We start from the raw sequence: 19,338 nt of genomic DNA, 5'->3' as shown, positions 1-19,338 counted from the left end.
CTCCCCGTTCTTCACGGGGAGAGGGTTGGGGTGAGGGGCTCTATCCGCGCAACTCAGCCTGAATTGCAATCAACACGCCCTCGATATTGCCGAGCACATCGTTATTCCAGAATCGAAGCACGCGATACCCTTCCCCGGCCAGGTACCGGTCCCGGACTGCGTATGCGGCTGAGTCCGCGTGCTGACCGCCATCCACTTCGATCACGAGCCGTCTCTCGCGGCAGACGAAGTCGCAGATGTAGCTTCCAATCGGCACTTGGCGCGCGAACTTGTGGCCGTCGATCTGACGGTTGCGGACGCGATTTCAAAGCGCAGTCTCCGCGTCCGTTTGATCGGTGCGCAGTCGCCTCGCGAGTCGGATAGGCGCTTCCTTGCGGCCACGCATTGCCCTGCCCCTCACCCGGAAGCAACGCGACGCGTTGCTTCCGACCTCGCCCCGCAAAAGAGCGGGGAGAGGTTGAGGAAGTCAAGCCACCAGCCCCTTCATCGGCTTCACCGGGCCGCTGTCCGGGAACACGGCATCGGCAAGCACGCGCTCGCCGAGGCCGAACTGGTCGTGCAGCACGCCCTTGATCACGGCGCGCAAATCGGTGGTCGGGGCGAGGTCGCGGGCCTGGTAGAGATTGGCGGGCTTGAGGCCCGGCCAGTCGGTGATCATGCGGCCGCCATTGACCGCACCGCCGGCGAGCAGCGCGATGGTGCCGGTGCCGTGGTCGGTGCCCTCGGTGCCGTTGATGCGCGCAGTGCGGCCGAACTCGGTGGCGACCACGATCACGGTGTCGTGCCAGCGCGCACCTAAGGCGCTCTGGAATTCCGCCAGCGCGCCGTCGAGCCCGCCGAGCAGCTGCGCGAGCCGGCCGACCGGGCCGCCTTCGTTGGCGTGGGTATCCCAGCCATCGAAGGCCAGCGCGCCGATCCGCGGCCCGTCATCCGCCGCCATCAATTTGGCAGCGCCGCGCGCCACCAGCCGCATCGCCGCTACACCGCCACCACCACCGCCGGGCTTCGGCTTCATCTCATCGCCCTGCGCCTGCTTCTCGAGCTGCAAACCTTGCGTCAGCGCGCTTGCCAGCGTGGGATCGCGATGCTGGTAGAGATCGAGCAACCGCATCGCGGTGTCGTCGGCGGCCTGCGGCAGCGCGGTCGGCGCCCAGCCCACGGTCGGCGCAGCGCCGCGCAGCACCAGCGGCGTGGTCGGGCCGACCGCGAGCGCGCTCGTCACCCGCTCGCCCTTCGGCAAGGCTTCGAGCGCGCGGTTGAGCCAGCCGGATTGCACGCGGCCGGGACCGGGGAAGCCGCTCTCCAGCACGTCCTGGCCATCGAAATGCGAGCGATCGCGGTAGGAGGTCGCGACCGCATGAACCACCGCGGCCTGCTTGGCGCGGTACATCCGCGCGAATTCCGGCATCGCCGGATGCAGGCCGAAGAACGGATCCAGCATCACCGCCGCGTTTGGCCCATCGGCCTTCAGCGCGATCGTACCGTGCAGGCCCGCATAATCGGGGTCGCCAATCGGCGCCACGGTGGCGAGGCCATCGAGCGCGCCACGCAGGATGATGGTGACGAAGCGCGGATCGCGGCCATCGGCCGCGCGCGCGAATTTCGGCAAATAGGCCCAGGCGGCAAACGAGGCGCCGCCGAGCAGCAGCGCGCGCCGCGACGTCGCCTGCAATATCAAGCTCTCGGAGCACTCCATCGTCATCTCCTCTGGAATTCCGGCGACATCAACAGCAGCGCCAGCGCCTGCTGCCGCGATTCCGCACGCTCGATTGTGCGCCGCGTCTCCGGCGAGGCGGCATCGGCGGCAACCAGCTCGAGCAGGTCGCGCGGGTCGAACTTGTCGGCGAGCTGCGAGGCGAGCTGCGCCGAGATGTCGAGCCGGAGCTTGATGCCTTCGGGTGCCGCCCACGCCGCGCTCGTATCCGGAAAGCCGTTCGGCCCGGCCGGCGACCACAGCGGCTGGCCAAGCAAATTGAGGCCGTTGAGATAGCGGCCCGGATCTTCGGGATTGCGCGCCAGCAGCCGGCCGGAAGCGAGCAGGAACTCGTAGGGCGAACGCATCTTCGTCAGCGGAGCCTGCCACGCCTCGTTCGACTGAACCAGCGCGGTGGCCAGCGCCCTCAGATCGCCGTCCGTTTTGGTGAAAGTGTCCTGCAGCTTCGCCACCAATGCCGGTGGCGGATCGTCGGCAACGAAATGGCGGGCGAACTTGGTCGCGATGAATTTCGCGGTCGAGGGATGCCGCGCGATGTCTGACAGCACCGCCTCGCCCTGCGCGAGACCGGGCTGCGCATAGCTCTTGCCCAGCACCTGCTGCGGTCCGGGCTGATGCGCATTGGCGTTGAACACGAAGCTGCCGGGCACACCTAACTGACCCTTGCGCCCGGCAAAGGTCCAGCCGGTGATGATTCGCGCCAGCGACGTCACGTCGTCCTGGGTGTAGCCGCCGCCGACGCCGAGCGTATGCAGCTCCATGATCTCGCGCGCGAGGTTCTCGTTGAGGCCGCGGTTGCGGTTGATGCCGGCGCGTGACTCCGGGCCAAGCGATTGCTGGTTGTCGAGGAAGAACAGCATCGCCGGATGCTGCTCGACGGCCTTCAACATATCGCCAAAGCGGCCGAGCACGTGCGGGCGGATCGCCTCGCGCTCGAACGAGCCGGCCCACATCCGCGCCAGCGCGCCCTTGTTGGCGGAGATGCAGAAGTGGTTGGACCAGAACACCACGAGTCGCTCGACGAAACCGCAATCGGCGACCACGCCGCGCTGCAGCCGCGCCAGTGCCTCGGCGCGGAACGTCTTCTGGATGATGTTGAGCGGTTGCGCCGGCGGTTTGGGCGGAGCAGCCGTTTGTTGCATCGTCGCGGACGGTGCCATCGCCGCATTGGCGCCATCGGCGGCCTGCGGCTGCATCGCGGGATCCTTTCCGGCGATCTCCTTGGCGGCAGTCGACAGCGACAGATTGCGCCGTGGCTGCGGCTTTGCGTCCGGCGATTGCGGCGGCGTCTCGCTCGCGCCTTGCTGCGCGGCCTTCGCGGCGTCGCGCGCCTGCTTGATCTCGGCCTGATAGTCGAACACCTGCTTGCCGAGCTCCGGCGTCGAAAGCAGGCCCGGCACTTCGAGCAGCGCGCCGTTCGGACGCACGAGCTCCGCCAACACGAAACCGCGCGGATCGGAGGCCGCGTTGATGAAGTCGCCCGCCGCCCCGCCGCGGGCGCCAAATCCAAACCGGTTGAGGGCAATCAGCGCGGCTTGCGAATCACGGGCCATCAGAATTCCCTTAACGGCCGATCCCGGCTATATCAGTTGCCGGCATCATAGCGCGGCCCGGGATGAACCCGAGATTAATTCGCGCATTAAATCGCGGTTAGAATGGACCTCTCGTCAACCGATCGTTCCGAACCAACTTCTCCGCGCCGGCTGGCCTGCACGGCATGCGGCAGCGAATTCTCCTGCTCGCCCGCGGGATCGTGCTGGTGTTCCGACGAGAGCTTCCGCCTGCCGATGCCGGCCGACGGCGGCGACTGCCTGTGCCCCGCATGCCTGCGGAAGCTGGCGGAACAGCAAGCCGCGGTGAGCGCCAAGTGAACGCGCCCTGGACCGTCGACGCCGTCCTGCTCGACATGGACGGCACACTGCTCGACACCGAGAAAGTCTATTTCGATAGCCTGGTCGCGGCGCTGAATGCATGCGGCTACACCGACGGCGCCGTCGCACTGTGCCATTCCATGGTCGGCCTTCCCGGCCCGGTCTGCGAGGCGATGTTGCGCGATCATTACGGCGCGGCGTTTCCGCTCGACGAGGTCAATCAAACGTTCATCGTGACCCGTGACCGCATGTTTGATGCCGGCCTGCCGCTCAAGCCCGGCACGCTCGCGCTGCTCGACGGCCTCGCCGCCGCCGAGTGCCGGACCGCGATCGTGACCTCGTCATCCCGCCGCACGGCCGAGCGCCATCTCACGCTCGCCGGAATCCGCGACCGCTTCGACACGCTGCTGACGCTCGACGACGTGACCCACGGCAAGCCGGACCCGGAGCTCTATCTGAAGGCCGCCGCGCGGCTCGACGTCAGGCCGGTGTCCTGCATCGCCGTGGAAGACTCCAACCACGGCGTCGCCGCCGCGCATGCCGCCGGCGCCATCACACTGATGGTGCCCGACATGGCGCCGCCGACCGAGGCGACGCGCGCGAAATGCGCGGCCGTGCTGCCGGATCTCAACGCGGTGCTGGCGCTGCTGCAGGAGCGCGGCGCGCTTTAACCGTCATTGCGAGCGTCAGCGAAGCAATCCACGTCGCCACAAGTGGAGGCATGGATTGCTTCGTCGCTTCGCTCCTCGCAATGACGTCAAGAGCGTTCCGCCGCCTCAGCTCCGCTTGCCGCGCTGTCCTGTCATCGCCGTCTCGATCAGCGTGCGCGCCGCCTCGCCCGCCGTTTCCATGTAGCTGGCGTCGCGATGCAGCAGCACGACGGCGAATGATCCATCCAACAGCAACAGGATCTGCCGCGCGAGTTTCAGCGGATCGGCGATGCCCTGCTCCGCGAACGTCGCGCGCAGCCAGTCCTCGAACTTCTTCTTGTGCGCGGCGCCGATCCGGATCGCGGGATGACCGGGCATGTTGGCGAGCTCGGCGGAGGTGCGCAGGAAGCCGCAGCCCTTCCATTTCGGATGCCGCGCCGAGCGCGCGAGATTCCTGAAGATCGCCTCGACCTTCATCGGCAGGCCGCCCTCGGCCTCGGCGAACCATGTCCGGAACAGCGCGAGATTGGGCTGGTCGCGCGCGGCGAGATAGGCGGCGACGAGATCGTCCTTGCTCTTGAAGTGATAATACAGCGTGCGCTTGGTGAGGCCGGCCTTGGCGGCGACCTCGTCGACGCTGACGCGGCGGATGCCTTCACTGTAGAACAGCGAATTCGCCGCCTGGATGATGCGCTCGCGGGTGGGTTCGGAGGGTCTCGGCATCCGCCGTATGTATACTAACCAGTGAATATACACAAATTCCGGGAGCCCTTAAGTTCGGCCCACGAACACCAATGCCGGAGACTGCGCCATGCCCGACCCCATCCTGCTCGCCATCGACGACGGGATCGCCCTGATCACCCTCAACCGCCCCGCGCAGCTCAATGCGCTGAGCTACGCGCTGATCGATCAGCTGATGGCGGCGCTCGATCGCATCGAGGGTGACGCCGGCGTGCGCGCCGTGATCCTGACCGGCGCCGGCGAGCGCGCCTTCTCGGCGGGCGCTGACATCAAGGAATTCTCGGACAGCGTCAAACAGGGCGCCGCCGTCGCGGTCCGCGACTTCGTCCGCCGGGGACAAGCCATGACCGCGCGGCTCGAGGCATTCAAGAGGCCTGTCATCGCCGCGGTCAATGGGCTCGCCTTCGGCGGCGGCTGCGAGATCACGGAAGCCGTCCATCTCGCCATCGCCAGCGACCGCGCGCTGTTTGCAAAACCCGAGATCAAGCTCGGCATGCCCCCGACCTTTGGCGGCACGCAGCGGCTGCCGCGGCTGGCCGGACGCAAGCGTGGGCTGGAACTGCTGCTCGCAGGCGATCCGTTCCCGCCCGAGCACGCGCGCGAGATCGGGCTGATCAACCAGATCGTGCCGCACGATCAATTGCTGACCGCCGCACGCGAGCTCGCCCGCCGCATCACCAGGCATTCGCCCGGTGCCGTCGCCGGCACCATCACCGCGGTAACGCGCGGCCTCAACATGCCGATTGCTGAAGGCCTGCTGGTCGAGAGCGAGCAGTTCGCCGCGCTGGTGCCGAGCCGCGACCTCGCCGAGGGGCTCGCCGCGTGGAAGGAGCGGCGGCCGGCGAAGTATGTCGGGGCTTGAGCTGGCTCCATCAACTCGTCATGCCCGGGCTTGACCCGGGCATCCACGACTTTCCGTGCCAAAGACGTGGATGGCCGGGCCAAGCCCGGCCATGACAGAGGATAGACTCCTTGCGCCCTACCGCACCACCGCAGCGGTCTGCCCGAATAGCAGCTTGCGCTCCTCCTCGGTGCGGATCGCGGGCTGGCCGAAATTCGGGTTGACCTCCTTCGCCTTGGCGTAGGCGCGCTCGGTCGCCGGGCGCTTGCCGATCGTCTCCAGCCAGCGCTTCAGATGCGGGAAGTCGTCGATCTCCTGGCCCTGGTTCTTGTAGGGCACGACCCAGGGATAGCTCGCCATGTCGGCGATCGAATAATCGCCGGCGACGAATTCGCGGTCGGCGAGCCGCTTGTTGAGCACGCCGTAGAGCCGGTTGGTCTCGTTGACATAGCGATCGATCGCGTAAGGCAGCTTCTCGACCGCGTAGTTGCGGAAGTGATGGTTCTGCCCGGCCATCGGCCCGAGCCCGCCCATCTGCCAGAACGTCCATTGGATCGCGTCATAGCGGCCGTAGAGGTCCTGGGGCAGGAACTTTCCGGTCTTCTCGGCGAGATAGAGCAGGATCGCGCCGGACTCGAACAGCTGTAACGGCTTGCCGCCGCCCTTCGGCGCGTGATCGACGATCGCCGGAATGCGGTTGTTCGGCGCGACCTGCAGGAAGTCCGGCTTGAACTGATCGCCCTTGCCGATGTTCACCGGGAAAATCTTGTACTCCAGGCCGGTCTCTTCAAGGAACATCGTGATCTTGTGGCCATTCGGCGTGGACCAATAATGGAGGTCGATCATGGGCGTGATCCTGTTGTCGGGAGATGTCATGCGACGAAAGATGCGTTTGCATGAATTTGAATAATCCGGATGCCGAGTCAATGGTGCGAGCTGCCATCCGCGCGCAATTGTGATCAATCAATTGAGCGGATGCGCGATCGGGCCTAAGCTATCCGAACAGCTTGATTTTGTTTTCATGACGATATTTTGCGAAGGGAGATTGCGATGATCAAGGATCTGGCACGGCGCGACTTTCTGAAGGGTTCCGCGGCGATCGCCGGCGCCGCTGCCGCGGGCGCATTCTCCTGCGTCGAGATCGCGAGCGCGGCACCGATCGAGGTGCCGACCGTCGACAAGCTGTCGATCCGCGTGCTGGTCGATTCCAGCTTCGACCTGTTCCTGCGGCCGAAGCAGGCGCACGGCGTCTCGATCGCGCCGGCGGCACGCGGCGCCGACTTCCGCAAGTCGCTGCACAATGAATGGGGGCTATCGTTGTGGCTGGAATCGGAGGCCAAGGGCGCGCAGCGCACGCTCATGCTCGACTACGGCTACACGCCCGAGGTGCTGCTCAACAACATGGAGTTGGTCGGCGTCGACCCGTCCAAGCTCGACGCGCTGATCGTCAGCCACGGGCACTACGATCATTTCGGCGGCCTCAACGGCTTCCTCGACAAATTCCGCGACAAGCTCCCGGCCGACGTAAAACTCTATGCCGGCGGCGAGGACAATTTCTGCCACCGCGTCAACGCGACGCCGACCAAGGGCCAGTTCACCGATTTCGGCACGCTGGATCGCCGCCAGCTCGCCGCGCAGCGCGTCACTACGGTGCTATGCGAAACCCCGACCGTGATCGCCGGCCACGCCTTCACCACCGGCAAGATCACCCGCCGCAGCATCGAGCGCGTGCTGCCACAGACCTGGGTCGAGTTCGGCATCAAGGACGGGCTCGGCTGCAACGCCAGCCACTACCTGCCGGCCGAGATGGAGGGCAAGGTCGTGCCCGACGAGCACATCCACGAGCACGCCACCTGCTTCAACGTGAAGGATTTCGGCCTGGTCGTGATCTCGTCCTGCGGCCATGTCGGCATCGTCAATTCGGTGAAGCAGGCGCAGGAGGTCTCGGGCATCCAGAAGCTGCACGCGATCGTCGGCGGCTTCCATCTCGGACCGGCGCCGAAGGACTACCTCACCGAGGTGGTCGCCGAGATCAAGAAGCTCGACCCCGACGTGGTGGTCCCGATGCATTGCTCCGGGCTCAACTTCGTGCAGGAAGCGACCGCGCAGATGGGCGACAAGGTGCTGGTCACGACCACCGGCAGCCGCCTCTCCTTCGGCATATGATCGCGCCGATCCTGCGCGGATTAGCAAGCGCCGGCGCCGGCCTGTGGCTGACGCTGGCGCCAGCACTGGCCGGCGATGCGCGGCAGCAATCGGCGCGCTCGGCCGCCGAGATCATGGACATCCTGATGTGGAACAGGGAGCCGGTCGGCGGCCCGTTCGCGCTGACAGATCAGGCCGGCCATGCGCGCAGCGATAGCGAGTTTCGCGGCAGGCTGATGCTGGTCTATTTCGGCTTCACCTATTGCCCCGACGTCTGCCCGACCGATCTGCAGGCGATGGCGCTCGTGCTCGACAAGCTCGGCCCTGACGGCGATCAGGTGCAGCCGATCTTCATCACGCTCGATCCCGAACGCGACACCGCGGCGCATCTTGCGGAGTACGTGCCGCTGTTCCATCCGCGGTTGATCGGGCTGACCGGCAGCGGTGATGCGATCCGCAAGGTCGCCGATGCCTACAAGGTTTACTATGCGCGGGTGCCGCTCAAGGACGGCGACTACACCGTCGACCACACTGCCTACATCTATCTGATGGACCGCGACGGCAATTATCTCGGCTTCTTCCCGCCCGGCACCTCGGCCGACCGCATGGTCGAGATCATCAAGCCGCGGCTCGCACAGTGACGTTAGAGGTTGGCAAATTCCGGCCACGCGATCGGTTCACCTCTCCCCTTGTGGGAGAGGTCGGATCGCATCGTTAGATGCGATCCGGGTGAGGGGTTACGGTCTCTCGTGGGACGTGAGCCCCCTCACCCGGCGCTTCGCGCCGACCTCTCCCCGATGGGGAGAGGTGAAGTGAGTTCGCGGATGCGCCCTCAATGCATCCGCCCATGCGCGCGCAAGAATGTCTCGCCGCTTTCCGTCACCATCACCCGCATGCCCTCGACCGAGGGACGGCGCGCGACATAGCCGCGGTCGACGGCGTCTTCCCAGATCGTCAGCCGCGGGCATGAGGTGCGCCAGACCTCGAGCACCTCGGCATAGGGCCGCGGCTCGCGCGCCACCCATTCCACGAGATCGAGCACCAGGGCGTCCGTGATCTCAGTCATTTGCTCCTCGCCGGGGTCAGCAGGGATGAACTCCGGTATTTCTGCGCGCCTTGGCCTCCTCCCGCAAACTGAGTTATCTTGCCCTTGCATCAGTTTTCCTGAGGGTTCATGCGGCGGCTGCTCTTTCTCAACGGCATCAAGGCATTCGAGGCCGCGGCGCGGACCGGCAGCTTTGCGGCGGCAGGCGGCGAGCTCAACGTCTCGGCCGCCGCGATCAGCCGGATGGTGCATCTCCTGGAAGACCGGCTCGGCGTCGCGCTGTTCGAGCGCAAGGCGAACCGCCTCGTCACCACGCCGGCCGGCCGCGCCTACCAAGGCGGGCTGACGCCGATCTTCGATGCGCTGGCGAGCCTCACCGCGCAGGTCACGGCGTCCGCGAGCGCGCGCGTGCTGACCGTCGGCGTCGGGCCGACTTTCGCGATGAAATGGATGATCCCGCACCTCGCCGAGTTCCGCAAAGCGGAGCCCGACATCGAGGTGCGGATCACGACCGGCGGCATGGCGGTGCCGTTCGCCGACGACTGGAGCTGCGGCATCCAGCTCGGCGACGGCGAGTGGCCGGGCCTCGTCGCCGAGCCGCTGTTCGCCGCCGACCTGATGCCGGTGTGCACGGCGCGGCTCGCCAACACCCTGAAGCGCCCCGCCGACCTCAAGGGACCGAGCCTGATCCGCGTCGCGCATTCGCCCGACGACTGGCCGTCCTGGCTGAAGGCTGCGGGCGTGCCGCGGCTGACCGCGCGCGGGCCGGAATTCCAGTTCTACGGCCAGGCACTGCAGGCCGCCAGCGACGGGCTCGGGATCGCGATGGGGATCCGGCCCTATATCGATGACGATCTCGCCGCCGGCCGGCTGGTGGCGCCGTTTGCGCTCAGCGTGCCGAAGGGCATGCGCTGGTATCTCCTCTATCGCGGCTTCCACGCCGAGCAGCGTGATTTCGCCGCGTTCCGGCGCTGGATCATTCGGGCCGCCGCGGAACCCGCAGCGCGCCGCAAGGGAGCGCGCAATGCGTGAGGAGACGATCGACACGCTGGTGATCGGCGGTGGCCAGGCCGGGCTCACCATGAGCCACCGGCTGAAGCAACGCGGCGTCGCCCATCTGGTGCTGGAGCGGCGGCGGATCGCCGAGCGCTGGCGCAGCGAACGCTGGGACGGATTGATGTTCCAGTTTCCGAACTGGTCGGTGCGGCTGCCGGAGTTTGCGTTTCCGCACCGCGATCCCGACGGCTTCTCGGACACCGCCGCTATCATCGCCTTCATCGAGGCCTACGCCGCCTTCGTCGCGCCGCCGATCCGTTGCGGCGTCGAGGTGACCAAGCTGCATCGCGACGCCGGCGGCTTCCTCGCCGAAATCGCCGGCGGCAGCATCGCGGCCCGCAATGTCGTCATCGCGACCGGCCCCTATCAGCGGCCGCTGCGGCCCGACGTGCTGGGCGATCATCCCGGCCTGTTTCAGGTCCATGCCAGCGGCTACAGCAATCCGGCGCAATTACCCGACGGCGCGGTGCTGGTGATCGGCGCCGGCGCCTCGGGCGCGCAGATCACCGAGGAGGTGATGCGCGCCGGCCGCAAGGTCTTCCTCTCGGTCGGGAGGCACAACCGCCTGCCGCGCCGCTATCGCGGCTGCGACCTGTTCTGGTGGCTGGCCGAGATGGGCATCGACCAGACGCCGGTCGAGCAGCGCGGCCCGTCGCGCCTGCTGCCGGTGATCTCGGGCGCCCATGGCGGCCACACCATCGATTTCCGCCGCTTCGCCGCCGACGGCGTGACGCTGCTCGGCCGTGTGACGGCGGCGCGCGACGGCGTGCTCGAGATCGCGCCCGATCTCGTGACCAACATCGCCAATGGCGACGCCTACTACGCGACCTTCCTCGGGATGGTCGACGACTTCATCGCGGCACGCGGCCTCCATCAACCCGACGATCCCGCCGCGCGCATCCGCCTGCCCGATCCGCCGGCCCTCGGCGCGCCACTGCGCACGATCGATCTGGGCGCCGAGCGGATCAGCAGCGTCATCTGGGCCACCGGCTATGGCCTCGATCTGGACTGGATCGACATACCGGTGCTGGATGCCAATGGAGCACCACGACACCGTCATGGTGTCTCCGACGTCCCAGGCCTCTATTTTCTCGGCCTGCAATGGCTGTCGAAGATGAGCTCCTCGTTCCTGTCAGGCGTCGGCGACGACGCCGCCATGCTCGCCGATCATATCGCGGATCGCGGCTAGGTCGAACGACATCGGCGGTCGGCTCCCTCTCCCCGTTCTTACGGGGAGAGGGTTGGGGTGAGGGGCTGCTTCCGCGCAAACCGTCGCAATTGGACTCGCGGAGAATCCCCCTCACCCGGAACGCATCTGACGATGCGTTCCGACCTCTCCCCGCACGCGGGGCGAGGTGAAGGGAGCTCGCTGCTCGAAGCAAAGTCGACTTTTTCTCCCGGTTCCTTTGCTCCGCGGAAATAAACCGCGCGACTTGTGATCTGGTTCACATAGGGCACCGCGCACCCGTGCTTCCTATGAGAAAGGGGCATCCCGAGGTCGCCATGATTTACAGCGGTTTTGAGATCAAGTCGTTTGAGGTGGGGAAGGGGCAATGGCACGCCAGGATTCAACGGGTCGATCAAAGGCCGGTCGTCATCGATGGCATGCCGTTTCCGATGCTCGACATCGGCTTTGCGTGGTCCGATCCGGATGCGGCGATCGACGACGCGAAGCGGACTATCGACCGGTTCCCACAGCGCTATGGCATGACAATGCCGGTAGCCAAAACATCGGCGTGACCGGTAACGTCGTGGTCGCGCTCGTCCCGCAATGCGGGCCGGATCCGGTCTGGCCGGCACAGGTCCGCACCAGCTGCCCGGAATGCGCCGCCCGGCTCTCGCTGTTGCGCGTGATTCCTGGCCGCGCCGCCGAATACTGGACCATGCGCTGCGACGGCTGCGGCGGGATCCATCTCGATATCGTCGACCTGCCGCGCGCCTGACGCGCCGGAACGCGCCGCCTGCTGACACCCTGCTGTCAGCAGCCTCGCGTGCGGGCAAATCCCACCGTCGATTACCCTTTTCTCGCTGCCGGACTCGTCCCATATTCCGGCCATGGCGAAAGCACCGAACACTCCGAAAAAGCCCGGCAAAACCCCCAAATCCAAAGCACACCGGCCCGAGGTCCAACCGATCGGACCGGCGCTTGCCGAGCTGCTCAATCCCGCGATCAATCGCGGAGACGCCGGCATGGGTTCGGGCACCGGCCTGCAGCCGCCGCCGGACAATTCGTGGGATCGCCGCGCCGGCGGCGAGGCCGCCGCGCATCGTGCGCGGGCCTCGACGCGCGAGACCAGCGAGGGTGTCGCCCGGCGCGACGCTGCCGGCCTCGAGGAAGCCCCGCAGGCCAATTACGGAACCTCGGCCACCATCCCGACGCTCGATCCGGAACTGGCGCGGCAGCTCGGCCTGCCGACCGCCGAGGACGATGACGAGGCGCTGGCCCGTCCGCCGCGCAGCAAGATGGAGGCGCTCGGCGTCAAGGCGACCGCCGACGCGCTGGAGAACCTGATCCGCGACGGCCGCCCCGAGTTCCGCAAAGACGACGGTTCGATGCGGGTCTGGACCCCGCACCGGCCGCCGCGCCCGGAGAAATCCGAAGGCGGCGTGCGGTTCGAAATCAAGTCGTCCTACGAGCCGAAGGGCGACCAGCCGACCGCGATCGCGGAGCTGGTCGAGGGCATCGGGCGCAGCGACCGCACCCAGGTGCTGCTCGGCGTCACCGGCTCGGGCAAGACCTACACCATGGCCAAGGTGATCGAGGCGACCCAGCGCCCGGCCTTGATCCTGGCGCCGAACAAGACGCTGGCCGCCCAGCTCTATGGCGAGTTCAAGAGCTTCTTCCCCGACAACGCGGTCGAGTATTTCGTCTCGTACTACGACTACTACCAGCCGGAAGCCTACGTCCCGCGCACCGACACCTATATCGAGAAGGATTCCTCGATCAACGAGCAGATCGACCGCATGCGCCACTCGGCGACGCGTGCGCTGCTCGAGCGCGACGACGTCATCATCGTCGCGTCAGTGTCCTGCATCTACGGTATCGGCTCGGTCGAGACCTACACCGCGATGACCTTCGCGCTGAAGAAGGGCGAGCGCATCGACCAGCGGCAATTGATCGCCGACCTGGTCGCGCTGCAGTACAAGCGCACCCAGGCCGAGTTCACCCGCGGCACCTTCCGGGTCCGCGGCGACGTCATTGACATCTTCCCGGCGCACTATGAGGACCGCGCCTGGCGCGTGAACCTGTTCGGCGACACCATCGAGACCATCGAGGAGTTCGATCCGCTCACCGGCCACAAGCAGGACGAGCTCGAATTCATCAAGATGTACGCCAATTCGCACTATGTGACGCCGCGCCCGACGCTGGTGCAGGCGATCAAGTCGATCAAGTCGGAGCTGAAGCAGCGTCTCGACCAGCTTAACGACCAAGGCCGGCTGCTGGAAGCGCAGCGGCTCGAGCAGCGCACCACCTTCGATCTCGAGATGATGGAAGCGACCGGAAGCTGCGCCGGCATCGAGAACTATTCGCGCTACCTCACCGGCCGCCGCCCCGGCGAGCCGCCGCCGACGCTGTTCGAATACGTGCCCGACAACGCGTTGATCTTTGCCGACGAGAGCCACGTCACCGTGCCGCAGATCGGCGCCATGTTCCGCGGCGACTTCCGCCGCAAGGCGACCCTGGCCGAATACGGCTTCCGCCTGCCCTCCTGCATGGACAACCGCCCGCTTCGCTTCGAGGAATGGGACATGATGCGGCCGCAGACGGTCGCGGTGTCGGCGACGCCGAGCGGCTGGGAGCTCAACGAAAGCGGCGGCGTGTTCGTCGAGCAGGTGATCCGCCCGACCGGCCTTATTGATCCTCCCGTGGACATTCGCCCTGCCCGCACCCAGGTCGACGATCTCGTCGGCGAGGTCCGCGCCACCGCGGCCGCCGGCTATCGCTCGCTGATCACCGTGCTCACCAAGCGCATGGCGGAGGACCTCACCGAATATCTGCATGAGCAGGGCATCCGCGTCCGCTACATGCACAGCGATATCGACACCATCGAGCGTATCGAGATTATCCGCGATCTGCGCCTCGGCGCGTTCGACGCCCTGGTCGGCATCAACCTGCTGCGCGAGGGCCTCGACATTCCCGAATGCGCGCTGGTCGCGATCCTCGATGCCGACAAGGAAGGCTTTTTGCGCAGCGAGACCTCGTTGATCCAGACCATCGGCCGCGCCGCGCGCAATGTCGACGGCAAGGTCATTCTCTACGCCGACAGCATGACGGGCTCGATGGAGCGCGCGATGGCCGAGACTACGCGGCGCCGCGAGAAGCAGGTCGAATACAACGAGGCCAACGGCATCACGCCGGAGAGCGTCAAGAAGTCGATCGGCGACATCCTCAACTCGGTCTACGAGCGCGACCACGTCCTGGTCGAGATCGGCGACGGCGGCATGGCCGACGACGTGATCTCGATCGGGCATAATTTCGAGGCCGTGCTGAGCGACCTCGAAACGCGGATGCGCGAAGCTGCGGCCGACCTGAACTTCGAGGAAGCCGCCCGCCTGCGCGACGAGGTCAAGCGGCTGCGCGCCACCGAGATGGCCGTGGTCGACGATCCCACCGCCAAGCAGCGCAACGTGCAGAAGCAGGCCGGCGCCTATGCCGGCACGAGAAAGTACGGCGACGCCGCCAACCTTCCGGTCAGCGCGCTCAAGAACAAGTCGGCTCAGACCTCGCTGAAGGCCAGCCGCGGCGGCAAGTCCGGCTCACGGGTGCACAAGCCCGACCTCGACGAGATGCACGGCCCGGAATCGCTGCCCTTCCGCCCCGGCGGCGCGCTGCCGGCAAAGCCGTTCGGCACCACGAGCCGCATCATCCAGCCGACCGACTCGCGGCAATCAGGGCCGGAGTTCGGGCCGTCGCCGCGGTCGAGCGGCGGTGCGCCGGGCAAGCGCGGTGGGTGGAAGAAAAGGTAGGCCACGACGCTTGCCGCGGTACCGGCGCGGATCGAGCGGAGCAGCTCGGTTGATCTGCCTTATGGCCTCGCCGGCACACATTACGCGACGTCAAACGCCGGGTGGAAGCTCACATCCCCCTTCGGCGGCTCACCCTTCAGCACGAGCCGCTGAAAATACGGGCTCGGCTTGCCACCATAGGTCAGCGTGCGATCGTCGAGGAAGCAGAAGCGACGGTAGTAGGCGGGATCACCGAGCACGACACAGCCATGGGCCCCGAGTGCCGCAAGCCGGATCAGTCCCTCGCCAATCAGCGCACCGCCGATGCGCTGACGCTGCCTGTCGGGTGCGACCGAGACCGGGCCGAGACCGTACCAGCGCCCCTTGCTATGATTGATTTGCACCGGCGAGAAGGCGACGTGGCCAAAGATCTCTCCGTCGTCGGACGTCGCCACCAGCGAGAGCGTCAGCGCGCCGGCCTGGCGCAGCGCTTCCACGATACGGGCTTCGGTACCGCTGCTGTACGGCGCGTTGGCGAATGCGGCTGCTGTGATCTCGCTGATCGCGGCGGCGTCCTCGGGGTGTTCGTCCCTGATCTGCATACCCGCAGATAAGGCCGATCGGCTTAGGCGCGCAAGTGGCGCTGCCTCACCCCGCGCTGACCACCGCGACCGCCAGCAGCGACATCATGATCATCGTGGTCATGAGCTGCAGCGAGACGCCGGGCTGGCTCCGCCATTGCGCGATCTTCTCGGAGAACGACAGACTCGCGTCGAAGAACATCGGCGCGTGGATGTGCACGAAGCGTTGCGGGAATTTGGCGGCGAGCCACGGCGCGATCGCGGCGTAGACCAGCGAGGCGAGCACGACGTAGATCGCGGCGCCGTAGCGTTCGCCGACGATTTCCGGAGCGCCGACCATCTTCAGCAGCAGCACGGCGGCGGCGAAGGTCGGCAGGCCCTGCAGGACGGCGGTGAGCGCAAAGCCTTCGAGCCGGTTCTGCGCGGGCGATTTCGGGGCAGCGATGGCGTTCACGGCGGCGATCCCTTCTCATCGGGTGATCCGATGCCGCGACGCTAGCCGGGCACCGTCGCTTGCGGCGTGACGCAGGTCACGTGGGAAACGGGATCGCGCGATGGAGGCATCCGCGTAGCCGATCAATTGATTGCTTCGCTCTCGATGACGTGGAGAGAGCCGCAAACGCAACTCCTGCCCCGTCACCCAGAGGAGGCCGCGCAGCGGCCGTCTCGAAGGGCGAACGGCCCGACCGGGGCGGCGCACCCTTCGAGGCTCGCGAGAGCTCGCACCTCCAGCGACAAAGGCGAAGCCTTTGCGCGGGGGTGACGGAACTGGCAGTTGTGGGCGCCCTACCCCGACCGCTTGTTGCTGGTGTTCTGGATCAGATTGCCGTGCGCGGCCTGTTCGCGGATGTTGTGCTTTTCGTCATCGCGGTGGCCCTTGGTGGTGTCGAGGGGAACGCCAGGGGCACTGCCGGGGCCCTTGTGGCTTTGATTATCGTCGGGAACGGGCTGGATGTTCTTGTTCAGTGGTTTCGTCATCATCGTCTCCGTTACGCAAGGAGACAACGCCGCCCCGGCGGGCGGCGTTCCCGGAACGAGACTTCGTTCCCGGAACGTGACTCACGTTCCCGGAGATGAGACTTCACAACCGATCTAGCCTTACAACTTCTCCTGCTGCGAAGGCTGCGCCTGGTGCTGCTGGCGCTGGCGGTCCTGGTCCTTTGTCTGCTCCTTGGCATGATGGCGGCCATAGAGGCAGCCGGCGGCCGCGCCGAGCATGCCGTGATGGCCGGCATAATGACCGGCGACACCGCCGACGACCGCACCCTTGATGCAGCCCTTGGCGTCGGCGGGCGAGGTGGCGGCAATCGCACTGATGGCAATGACGGACGCGAGAAGAATCGATTTCATGATGCGGCTCCAATGCAATGTTGCTGCATCAACGGCGAAGCGGCCCTGCCGGTTCCCGCCGCCTCGCCGCGGAAAAGATTCGCTGCGCGCCGGTCGCGAGCATGCTCCAGATGCCGCCGCATTGAGCCCTCATCCACATCGCCTTCCGATGCGATGCGGTCTCCCCCGCAAACGGGAGAGGTGCACGTAATCCGCGGCAAGATCAATTCGATCTGACTTCGTCGCGATCGAGTCGATACCATGCGCCGCGACAGCGAGCCGGCGTGAAGTTGCCGGCCGGCCCCGGAGGAGCTCAAGGCATCGACCGGCACCAGCGCCGGCTCACCGTCGCGCGACGCGCGCTCTTGATCGGCTATTTGGAGAAAACTGCAGGGCGACGACAACAAGCGGCATGGTGTTTCTCATGAGGAACTCGCGGATGCGTCGCCCATGCCGGACCAACCGGGCTCGCGCGGAGAGGTTTCATTAATTTCAGGTCAGCTCCCCGCCATGTCGGAATGGCGCCCCGGCGCACCCGCGCCCATTTTGTGCCGCGATGCACGCTCCGGTTGCCGAACCTAATGGCGTCTCGTGCGTCAAAACATGTGTTTGATCGCGCAACGCTTCGGGTCACAATGTGGAGCCAACGCGAGTCAGAGGCGCGTCGGACTGAACCGGCGGGGTCGAACATGGGCGAGGATTTGAACCGGCAGCGCGTCTTGAACTTCCTCGACGTCTACTATGCCGGCGGCATCGAGGGCGCGCTCGATCGTTGCAGCGACGACGTCGCGTTTCTCGCCAACGCCCCGATCGACATCCTCCCGCATATGGGCCAGCACCGCGGCAAGGCCGCGCTGCGCCAGATGTGGACCACGATCCACGAGCGCTATTCCGACATGCGCTACGAGGCGCCGACCGTGGTGGCCGAAGGCGACAAGGTCGCGGCCCAGCTGCGGGTGTTCTTCCGCAAGCGCAACAACGCACGCGTGGTGCAGTTCGACGTCGCGGTGTTCTACACCCTGCGCGACGGCAAGATCACCGAGATCCGCGAGATCATCGACACATTCGACCTCGTCCAGCAGGTGCTGGAGCGTGACATCGCCGCGGCGCTGACCGGGCAGAAGGCAGACTAGCAGCACGTGCCGGCGCGTCGCCTCCTCGCAAATTCGCAACGCCAGCGTTGAACCTGAAAGGCCCGGCGCTGACCTATCACTGGGCTTGTTGCGGTCGGGGCTGAAATCACCATGAAAGTCGCATTGCTCGCTGTGCTTGGCTTGGCACTGGGCGCCCTTGGCGGCGCCGCGCTCGGCATCGGAGCCGGGCTCACCTGGATCGGGCTGGCCAGAACCTCAGGGATCGACAGCGGAACGCTGGTGTTTTTCACCTTCATGCCGCTCGGCGCCGCGATCGGCGGCGTCGGCGGGGCACTGCTGTTCGCCGTGGTGGCGATCCGCGACGCCGAGATCGTGATCGAGCGGCAGCCGGTGCGGCAGCGCGACCGCTGAATAGCAAAAGCGAGCGTCACTCGTTACGTAAGGTGAGCAGCGCTCGTCAGGCTCCCTCCCCCTTGCGGGGGAGGGAACCCTGCCGCCGGTGCACCCCTCACTGGCCCGCCTGATGCGCCAGCGGCGGCGGTCACATTCCGGTCAGAACCGGCGCAATTGTGCATTGCAAAAAAGTCATTTGCGTTTTGGCTATTCCGCATTATTTGAGCCGCTGATAGTGACGTGCAGCAACCTGGCAGGGCGTCGACGCTGACCGCCTGCCATTCGTTTGCTTTGACAATCCAGTTTCAGGACGAGACCAAAATGACAGAGCACAGCCTCTGGCGTTTTTCGCGCGCATTGCATCGCGCGATCAACGAACGCCAGCTTGCAGACATCGAGCAGCTGCTCGATGACGAGGTCGAGTGGGCCATCTACGGGCCGATCGACCTGTTTCCCTTCTTCGGCTCGCGCCGCGGCAAGGCCGCCGTACTCGAGGTCATCAGGCAGATCGGCGAGAACCTGCGGGTTCACCGCTTCGACCGGGAGTCGATCATGCTGGGCACGGATTCCGCGGCCTCGATGCTGCGCTACTCGCTGACGGCACTGGACTCCAACAAGCCGATCTCACTCCGGATCGCGCATTTCGCGCAGTTCAAGGCCGGCAAGCTCACGAGCTTCCGCGTACTGGTCGACAGCTTCGACCTGGTCGAGCAGACCGTCGGCTATCCGATTCATCTGCCGCGCATCGCGGTCTGACGGCTCCAACGATTTCACGCCTTCGTCATGTCCGGGCTCGAGCGCGAAGCGCGTCTTCGCGTGTTCGGTGCTCCGGGCGGGACGCGGCCGGTTTCACCAGCCCCGAACCGGCCGCGCGGGGGGCCTTGCGTACGCGCGCGCTTGTCCCGGACATGACGATCACTTAGCCGATCAC

The 19,338-nt window shown here is 66.3% G+C and carries 22 protein-coding genes; 12 read left to right on the top strand and 10 right to left on the bottom strand.

Translation table 11 applies throughout. From position 1 onward, the window contains the following. Nucleotides 1-40: 40 nt before the first annotated feature. The 3 genes from XH92_RS43805 to XH92_RS08450 all read right to left on the bottom strand — a co-directional run bounded on the left by XH92_RS43805 (nucleotide 41) and on the right by XH92_RS08450 (nucleotide 3,267). Entirely contained in the window at nucleotides 41-256 is a 216-nt protein-coding gene (locus tag XH92_RS43805; protein ID WP_371817978.1) for an endonuclease domain-containing protein, read from the bottom strand. A gap of 210 nt (nucleotides 257-466) precedes the next feature. Further along, entirely contained in the window at nucleotides 467-1,702 is a 1,236-nt protein-coding gene (locus XH92_RS08455; protein WP_194458803.1) for a DUF1501 domain-containing protein, read from the bottom strand. Next, on the bottom strand, nucleotides 1,699-3,267 hold the full coding sequence (locus tag XH92_RS08450) for a DUF1800 family protein (RefSeq protein WP_194458802.1): 1,569 nt from the start codon (nucleotides 3,265-3,267) through the stop codon (nucleotides 1,699-1,701). The genes XH92_RS08455 and XH92_RS08450 overlap by 4 nt, the downstream gene beginning before the upstream one ends. Nucleotides 3,268-3,581: 314 nt before the next feature. On the opposite strand from XH92_RS08450, the gene XH92_RS08445 reads away from it, so the two are divergent. Further along, entirely contained in the window at nucleotides 3,582-4,256 is a 675-nt protein-coding gene (locus XH92_RS08445; RefSeq protein WP_194458801.1) for an HAD family phosphatase, read from the top strand. A gap of 105 nt (nucleotides 4,257-4,361) precedes the next feature. On the opposite strand, the gene XH92_RS08440 is transcribed toward XH92_RS08445, so the two are convergent. Beyond that, nucleotides 4,362-4,958 (bottom strand): TetR/AcrR family transcriptional regulator, encoded by a 597-nt coding sequence (locus XH92_RS08440; protein ID WP_194458800.1) that lies wholly within the window; start codon nucleotides 4,956-4,958, stop codon nucleotides 4,362-4,364. 88 nt (nucleotides 4,959-5,046) lie between these two features. Here XH92_RS08440 and XH92_RS08435 point away from each other — a divergent pair, with 88 nt between their 5' ends. Next, a complete protein-coding gene (locus tag XH92_RS08435; protein ID WP_194458799.1) occupies nucleotides 5,047-5,838 on the top strand; it encodes a crotonase/enoyl-CoA hydratase family protein in 792 nt (263 codons plus the stop codon). Nucleotides 5,839-5,955: 117 nt separating this feature from the next. Here XH92_RS08435 and XH92_RS08430 read toward each other — a convergent pair whose 3' ends face one another. Further along, nucleotides 5,956-6,663: a glutathione binding-like protein gene (locus XH92_RS08430; RefSeq protein ID WP_194458798.1), complete on the bottom strand. Its 708-nt coding sequence runs from the start codon at nucleotides 6,661-6,663 to the stop codon at nucleotides 5,956-5,958. A 204-nt stretch (nucleotides 6,664-6,867) separates the two neighbouring features. Here XH92_RS08430 and XH92_RS08425 point away from each other — a divergent pair, with 204 nt between their 5' ends. Then, nucleotides 6,868-7,983, top strand: coding sequence for an MBL fold metallo-hydrolase (locus XH92_RS08425; protein WP_194458797.1), 1,116 nt, complete (start codon nucleotides 6,868-6,870; stop codon nucleotides 7,981-7,983). Further along, a complete protein-coding gene (locus tag XH92_RS08420) occupies nucleotides 7,980-8,603 on the top strand; it encodes an SCO family protein (RefSeq protein WP_194458796.1) in 624 nt (207 codons plus the stop codon). Before XH92_RS08425 ends, XH92_RS08420 begins: the two co-directional genes overlap by 4 nt. A 191-nt stretch (nucleotides 8,604-8,794) precedes the next feature. Here XH92_RS08420 and XH92_RS08415 read toward each other — a convergent pair whose 3' ends face one another. Further along, nucleotides 8,795-9,028, bottom strand: coding sequence for a hypothetical protein (locus tag XH92_RS08415; RefSeq protein WP_194458795.1), 234 nt, complete (start codon nucleotides 9,026-9,028; stop codon nucleotides 8,795-8,797). A gap of 108 nt (nucleotides 9,029-9,136) precedes the next feature. Here XH92_RS08415 and XH92_RS08410 point away from each other — a divergent pair, with 108 nt between their 5' ends. From XH92_RS08410 to uvrB, 5 genes are all read left to right on the top strand, one after another. After that, entirely contained in the window at nucleotides 9,137-10,039 is a 903-nt protein-coding gene (locus XH92_RS08410) for a LysR substrate-binding domain-containing protein (protein WP_194458794.1), read from the top strand. Continuing rightward, entirely contained in the window at nucleotides 10,032-11,252 is a 1,221-nt protein-coding gene (locus XH92_RS08405; protein ID WP_194458793.1) for an NAD(P)-binding domain-containing protein, read from the top strand. The genes XH92_RS08410 and XH92_RS08405 overlap by 8 nt, the downstream gene beginning before the upstream one ends. Nucleotides 11,253-11,566: 314 nt before the next feature. Beyond that, nucleotides 11,567-11,803, top strand: coding sequence for a hypothetical protein (locus XH92_RS08400; RefSeq protein ID WP_194458792.1), 237 nt, complete (start codon nucleotides 11,567-11,569; stop codon nucleotides 11,801-11,803). Next, complete coding sequence (locus XH92_RS08395; protein WP_371817976.1) at nucleotides 11,800-12,006, top strand: hypothetical protein; 207 nt, start codon at nucleotides 11,800-11,802, stop codon at nucleotides 12,004-12,006. Before XH92_RS08400 ends, XH92_RS08395 begins: the two co-directional genes overlap by 4 nt. Nucleotides 12,007-12,118: 112 nt before the next feature. Next, nucleotides 12,119-15,031: an excinuclease ABC subunit UvrB gene (gene uvrB / locus XH92_RS08390; RefSeq protein ID WP_194458791.1), complete on the top strand. Its 2,913-nt coding sequence runs from the start codon at nucleotides 12,119-12,121 to the stop codon at nucleotides 15,029-15,031. 80 nt (nucleotides 15,032-15,111) lie between these two features. Here uvrB and XH92_RS08385 read toward each other — a convergent pair whose 3' ends face one another. The 4 genes from XH92_RS08385 to XH92_RS08370 form a co-directional block, all read right to left on the bottom strand. After that, nucleotides 15,112-15,612 (bottom strand): GNAT family N-acetyltransferase, encoded by a 501-nt coding sequence (locus tag XH92_RS08385; protein WP_194458790.1) that lies wholly within the window; start codon nucleotides 15,610-15,612, stop codon nucleotides 15,112-15,114. Nucleotides 15,613-15,658: 46 nt separating this feature from the next. Further along, nucleotides 15,659-16,045 carry a hypothetical protein gene (locus XH92_RS08380; RefSeq protein WP_194458789.1) on the bottom strand — a complete coding sequence of 129 codons (387 nt, stop codon included), beginning with the start codon at nucleotides 16,043-16,045 and terminating at the stop codon, nucleotides 15,659-15,661. 332 nt (nucleotides 16,046-16,377) lie between these two features. Then, complete coding sequence (locus XH92_RS08375; RefSeq protein WP_246788331.1) at nucleotides 16,378-16,569, bottom strand: hypothetical protein; 192 nt, start codon at nucleotides 16,567-16,569, stop codon at nucleotides 16,378-16,380. A 120-nt stretch (nucleotides 16,570-16,689) separates the two neighbouring features. Further along, nucleotides 16,690-16,941, bottom strand: a complete 252-nt coding sequence (locus XH92_RS08370; RefSeq protein WP_194458787.1) for a hypothetical protein — start codon at nucleotides 16,939-16,941, stop codon at nucleotides 16,690-16,692. Between the two features lie 668 nt (nucleotides 16,942-17,609). Here XH92_RS08370 and XH92_RS08365 point away from each other — a divergent pair. The 3 genes from XH92_RS08365 (at nucleotide 17,610) to XH92_RS08355 (ending at nucleotide 19,163) form a co-directional block, all read left to right on the top strand. Then, nucleotides 17,610-18,053, top strand: coding sequence for a nuclear transport factor 2 family protein (locus XH92_RS08365; protein ID WP_194458786.1), 444 nt, complete (start codon nucleotides 17,610-17,612; stop codon nucleotides 18,051-18,053). Nucleotides 18,054-18,164: 111 nt separating this feature from the next. After that, on the top strand, nucleotides 18,165-18,425 hold the full coding sequence (locus XH92_RS08360; protein WP_194458785.1) for a hypothetical protein: 261 nt from the start codon (nucleotides 18,165-18,167) through the stop codon (nucleotides 18,423-18,425). A 303-nt stretch (nucleotides 18,426-18,728) separates the two neighbouring features. Next, the gene (locus XH92_RS08355) at nucleotides 18,729-19,163 is read left to right on the top strand and encodes a nuclear transport factor 2 family protein (protein WP_194458784.1); all 435 of its coding nucleotides are present in this window, start codon (nucleotides 18,729-18,731) and stop codon (nucleotides 19,161-19,163) included. Nucleotides 19,164-19,338 lie beyond the last annotated feature (175 nt).

This window comes from Bradyrhizobium sp. CCBAU 53421, from assembly GCF_015291625.1.
Classification (GTDB): Bacteria; Pseudomonadota; Alphaproteobacteria; order Rhizobiales; family Xanthobacteraceae; genus Bradyrhizobium.
The sequence above is the reverse complement of the archived record's forward strand: the minus strand, read 5'-3'. Positions and strand labels throughout refer to the sequence as shown.

What these genes read in the sequence shown, in the direction of transcription:
- XH92_RS08365 (WP_194458786.1), top strand. Translation starts at nt 17,610, where the DNA reads ATGGGCGAGGATTTGAACCGGCAGCGCGTCTTGAACTTCCTCGACGTC.
- XH92_RS08420 (WP_194458796.1), top strand. Translation starts at nt 7,980, where the DNA reads ATGATCGCGCCGATCCTGCGCGGATTAGCAAGCGCCGGCGCCGGCCTG.
- XH92_RS08455 (WP_194458803.1), bottom strand. Translation starts at nt 1,702, where the DNA reads ATGACGATGGAGTGCTCCGAGAGCTTGATATTGCAGGCGACGTCGCGG.
- XH92_RS08375 (WP_246788331.1), bottom strand. Translation starts at nt 16,569, where the DNA reads ATGACGAAACCACTGAACAAGAACATCCAGCCCGTTCCCGACGATAAT.
- XH92_RS08370 (WP_194458787.1), bottom strand. Translation starts at nt 16,941, where the DNA reads ATGAAATCGATTCTTCTCGCGTCCGTCATTGCCATCAGTGCGATTGCC.
- XH92_RS08425 (WP_194458797.1), top strand. Translation starts at nt 6,868, where the DNA reads ATGATCAAGGATCTGGCACGGCGCGACTTTCTGAAGGGTTCCGCGGCG.
- XH92_RS08360 (WP_194458785.1), top strand. Translation starts at nt 18,165, where the DNA reads ATGAAAGTCGCATTGCTCGCTGTGCTTGGCTTGGCACTGGGCGCCCTT.
- XH92_RS08405 (WP_194458793.1), top strand. Translation starts at nt 10,032, where the DNA reads ATGCGTGAGGAGACGATCGACACGCTGGTGATCGGCGGTGGCCAGGCC.
- XH92_RS08400 (WP_194458792.1), top strand. Translation starts at nt 11,567, where the DNA reads ATGATTTACAGCGGTTTTGAGATCAAGTCGTTTGAGGTGGGGAAGGGG.
- uvrB (WP_194458791.1), top strand. Translation starts at nt 12,119, where the DNA reads ATGGCGAAAGCACCGAACACTCCGAAAAAGCCCGGCAAAACCCCCAAA.
- XH92_RS08410 (WP_194458794.1), top strand. Translation starts at nt 9,137, where the DNA reads ATGCGGCGGCTGCTCTTTCTCAACGGCATCAAGGCATTCGAGGCCGCG.
- XH92_RS08385 (WP_194458790.1), bottom strand. Translation starts at nt 15,612, where the DNA reads ATGCAGATCAGGGACGAACACCCCGAGGACGCCGCCGCGATCAGCGAG.
- XH92_RS08430 (WP_194458798.1), bottom strand. Translation starts at nt 6,663, where the DNA reads ATGATCGACCTCCATTATTGGTCCACGCCGAATGGCCACAAGATCACG.
- XH92_RS08355 (WP_194458784.1), top strand. Translation starts at nt 18,729, where the DNA reads ATGACAGAGCACAGCCTCTGGCGTTTTTCGCGCGCATTGCATCGCGCG.
- XH92_RS08435 (WP_194458799.1), top strand. Translation starts at nt 5,047, where the DNA reads ATGCCCGACCCCATCCTGCTCGCCATCGACGACGGGATCGCCCTGATC.
- XH92_RS08415 (WP_194458795.1), bottom strand. Translation starts at nt 9,028, where the DNA reads ATGACTGAGATCACGGACGCCCTGGTGCTCGATCTCGTGGAATGGGTG.
- XH92_RS08440 (WP_194458800.1), bottom strand. Translation starts at nt 4,958, where the DNA reads ATGCCGAGACCCTCCGAACCCACCCGCGAGCGCATCATCCAGGCGGCG.
- XH92_RS08450 (WP_194458802.1), bottom strand. Translation starts at nt 3,267, where the DNA reads ATGGCCCGTGATTCGCAAGCCGCGCTGATTGCCCTCAACCGGTTTGGA.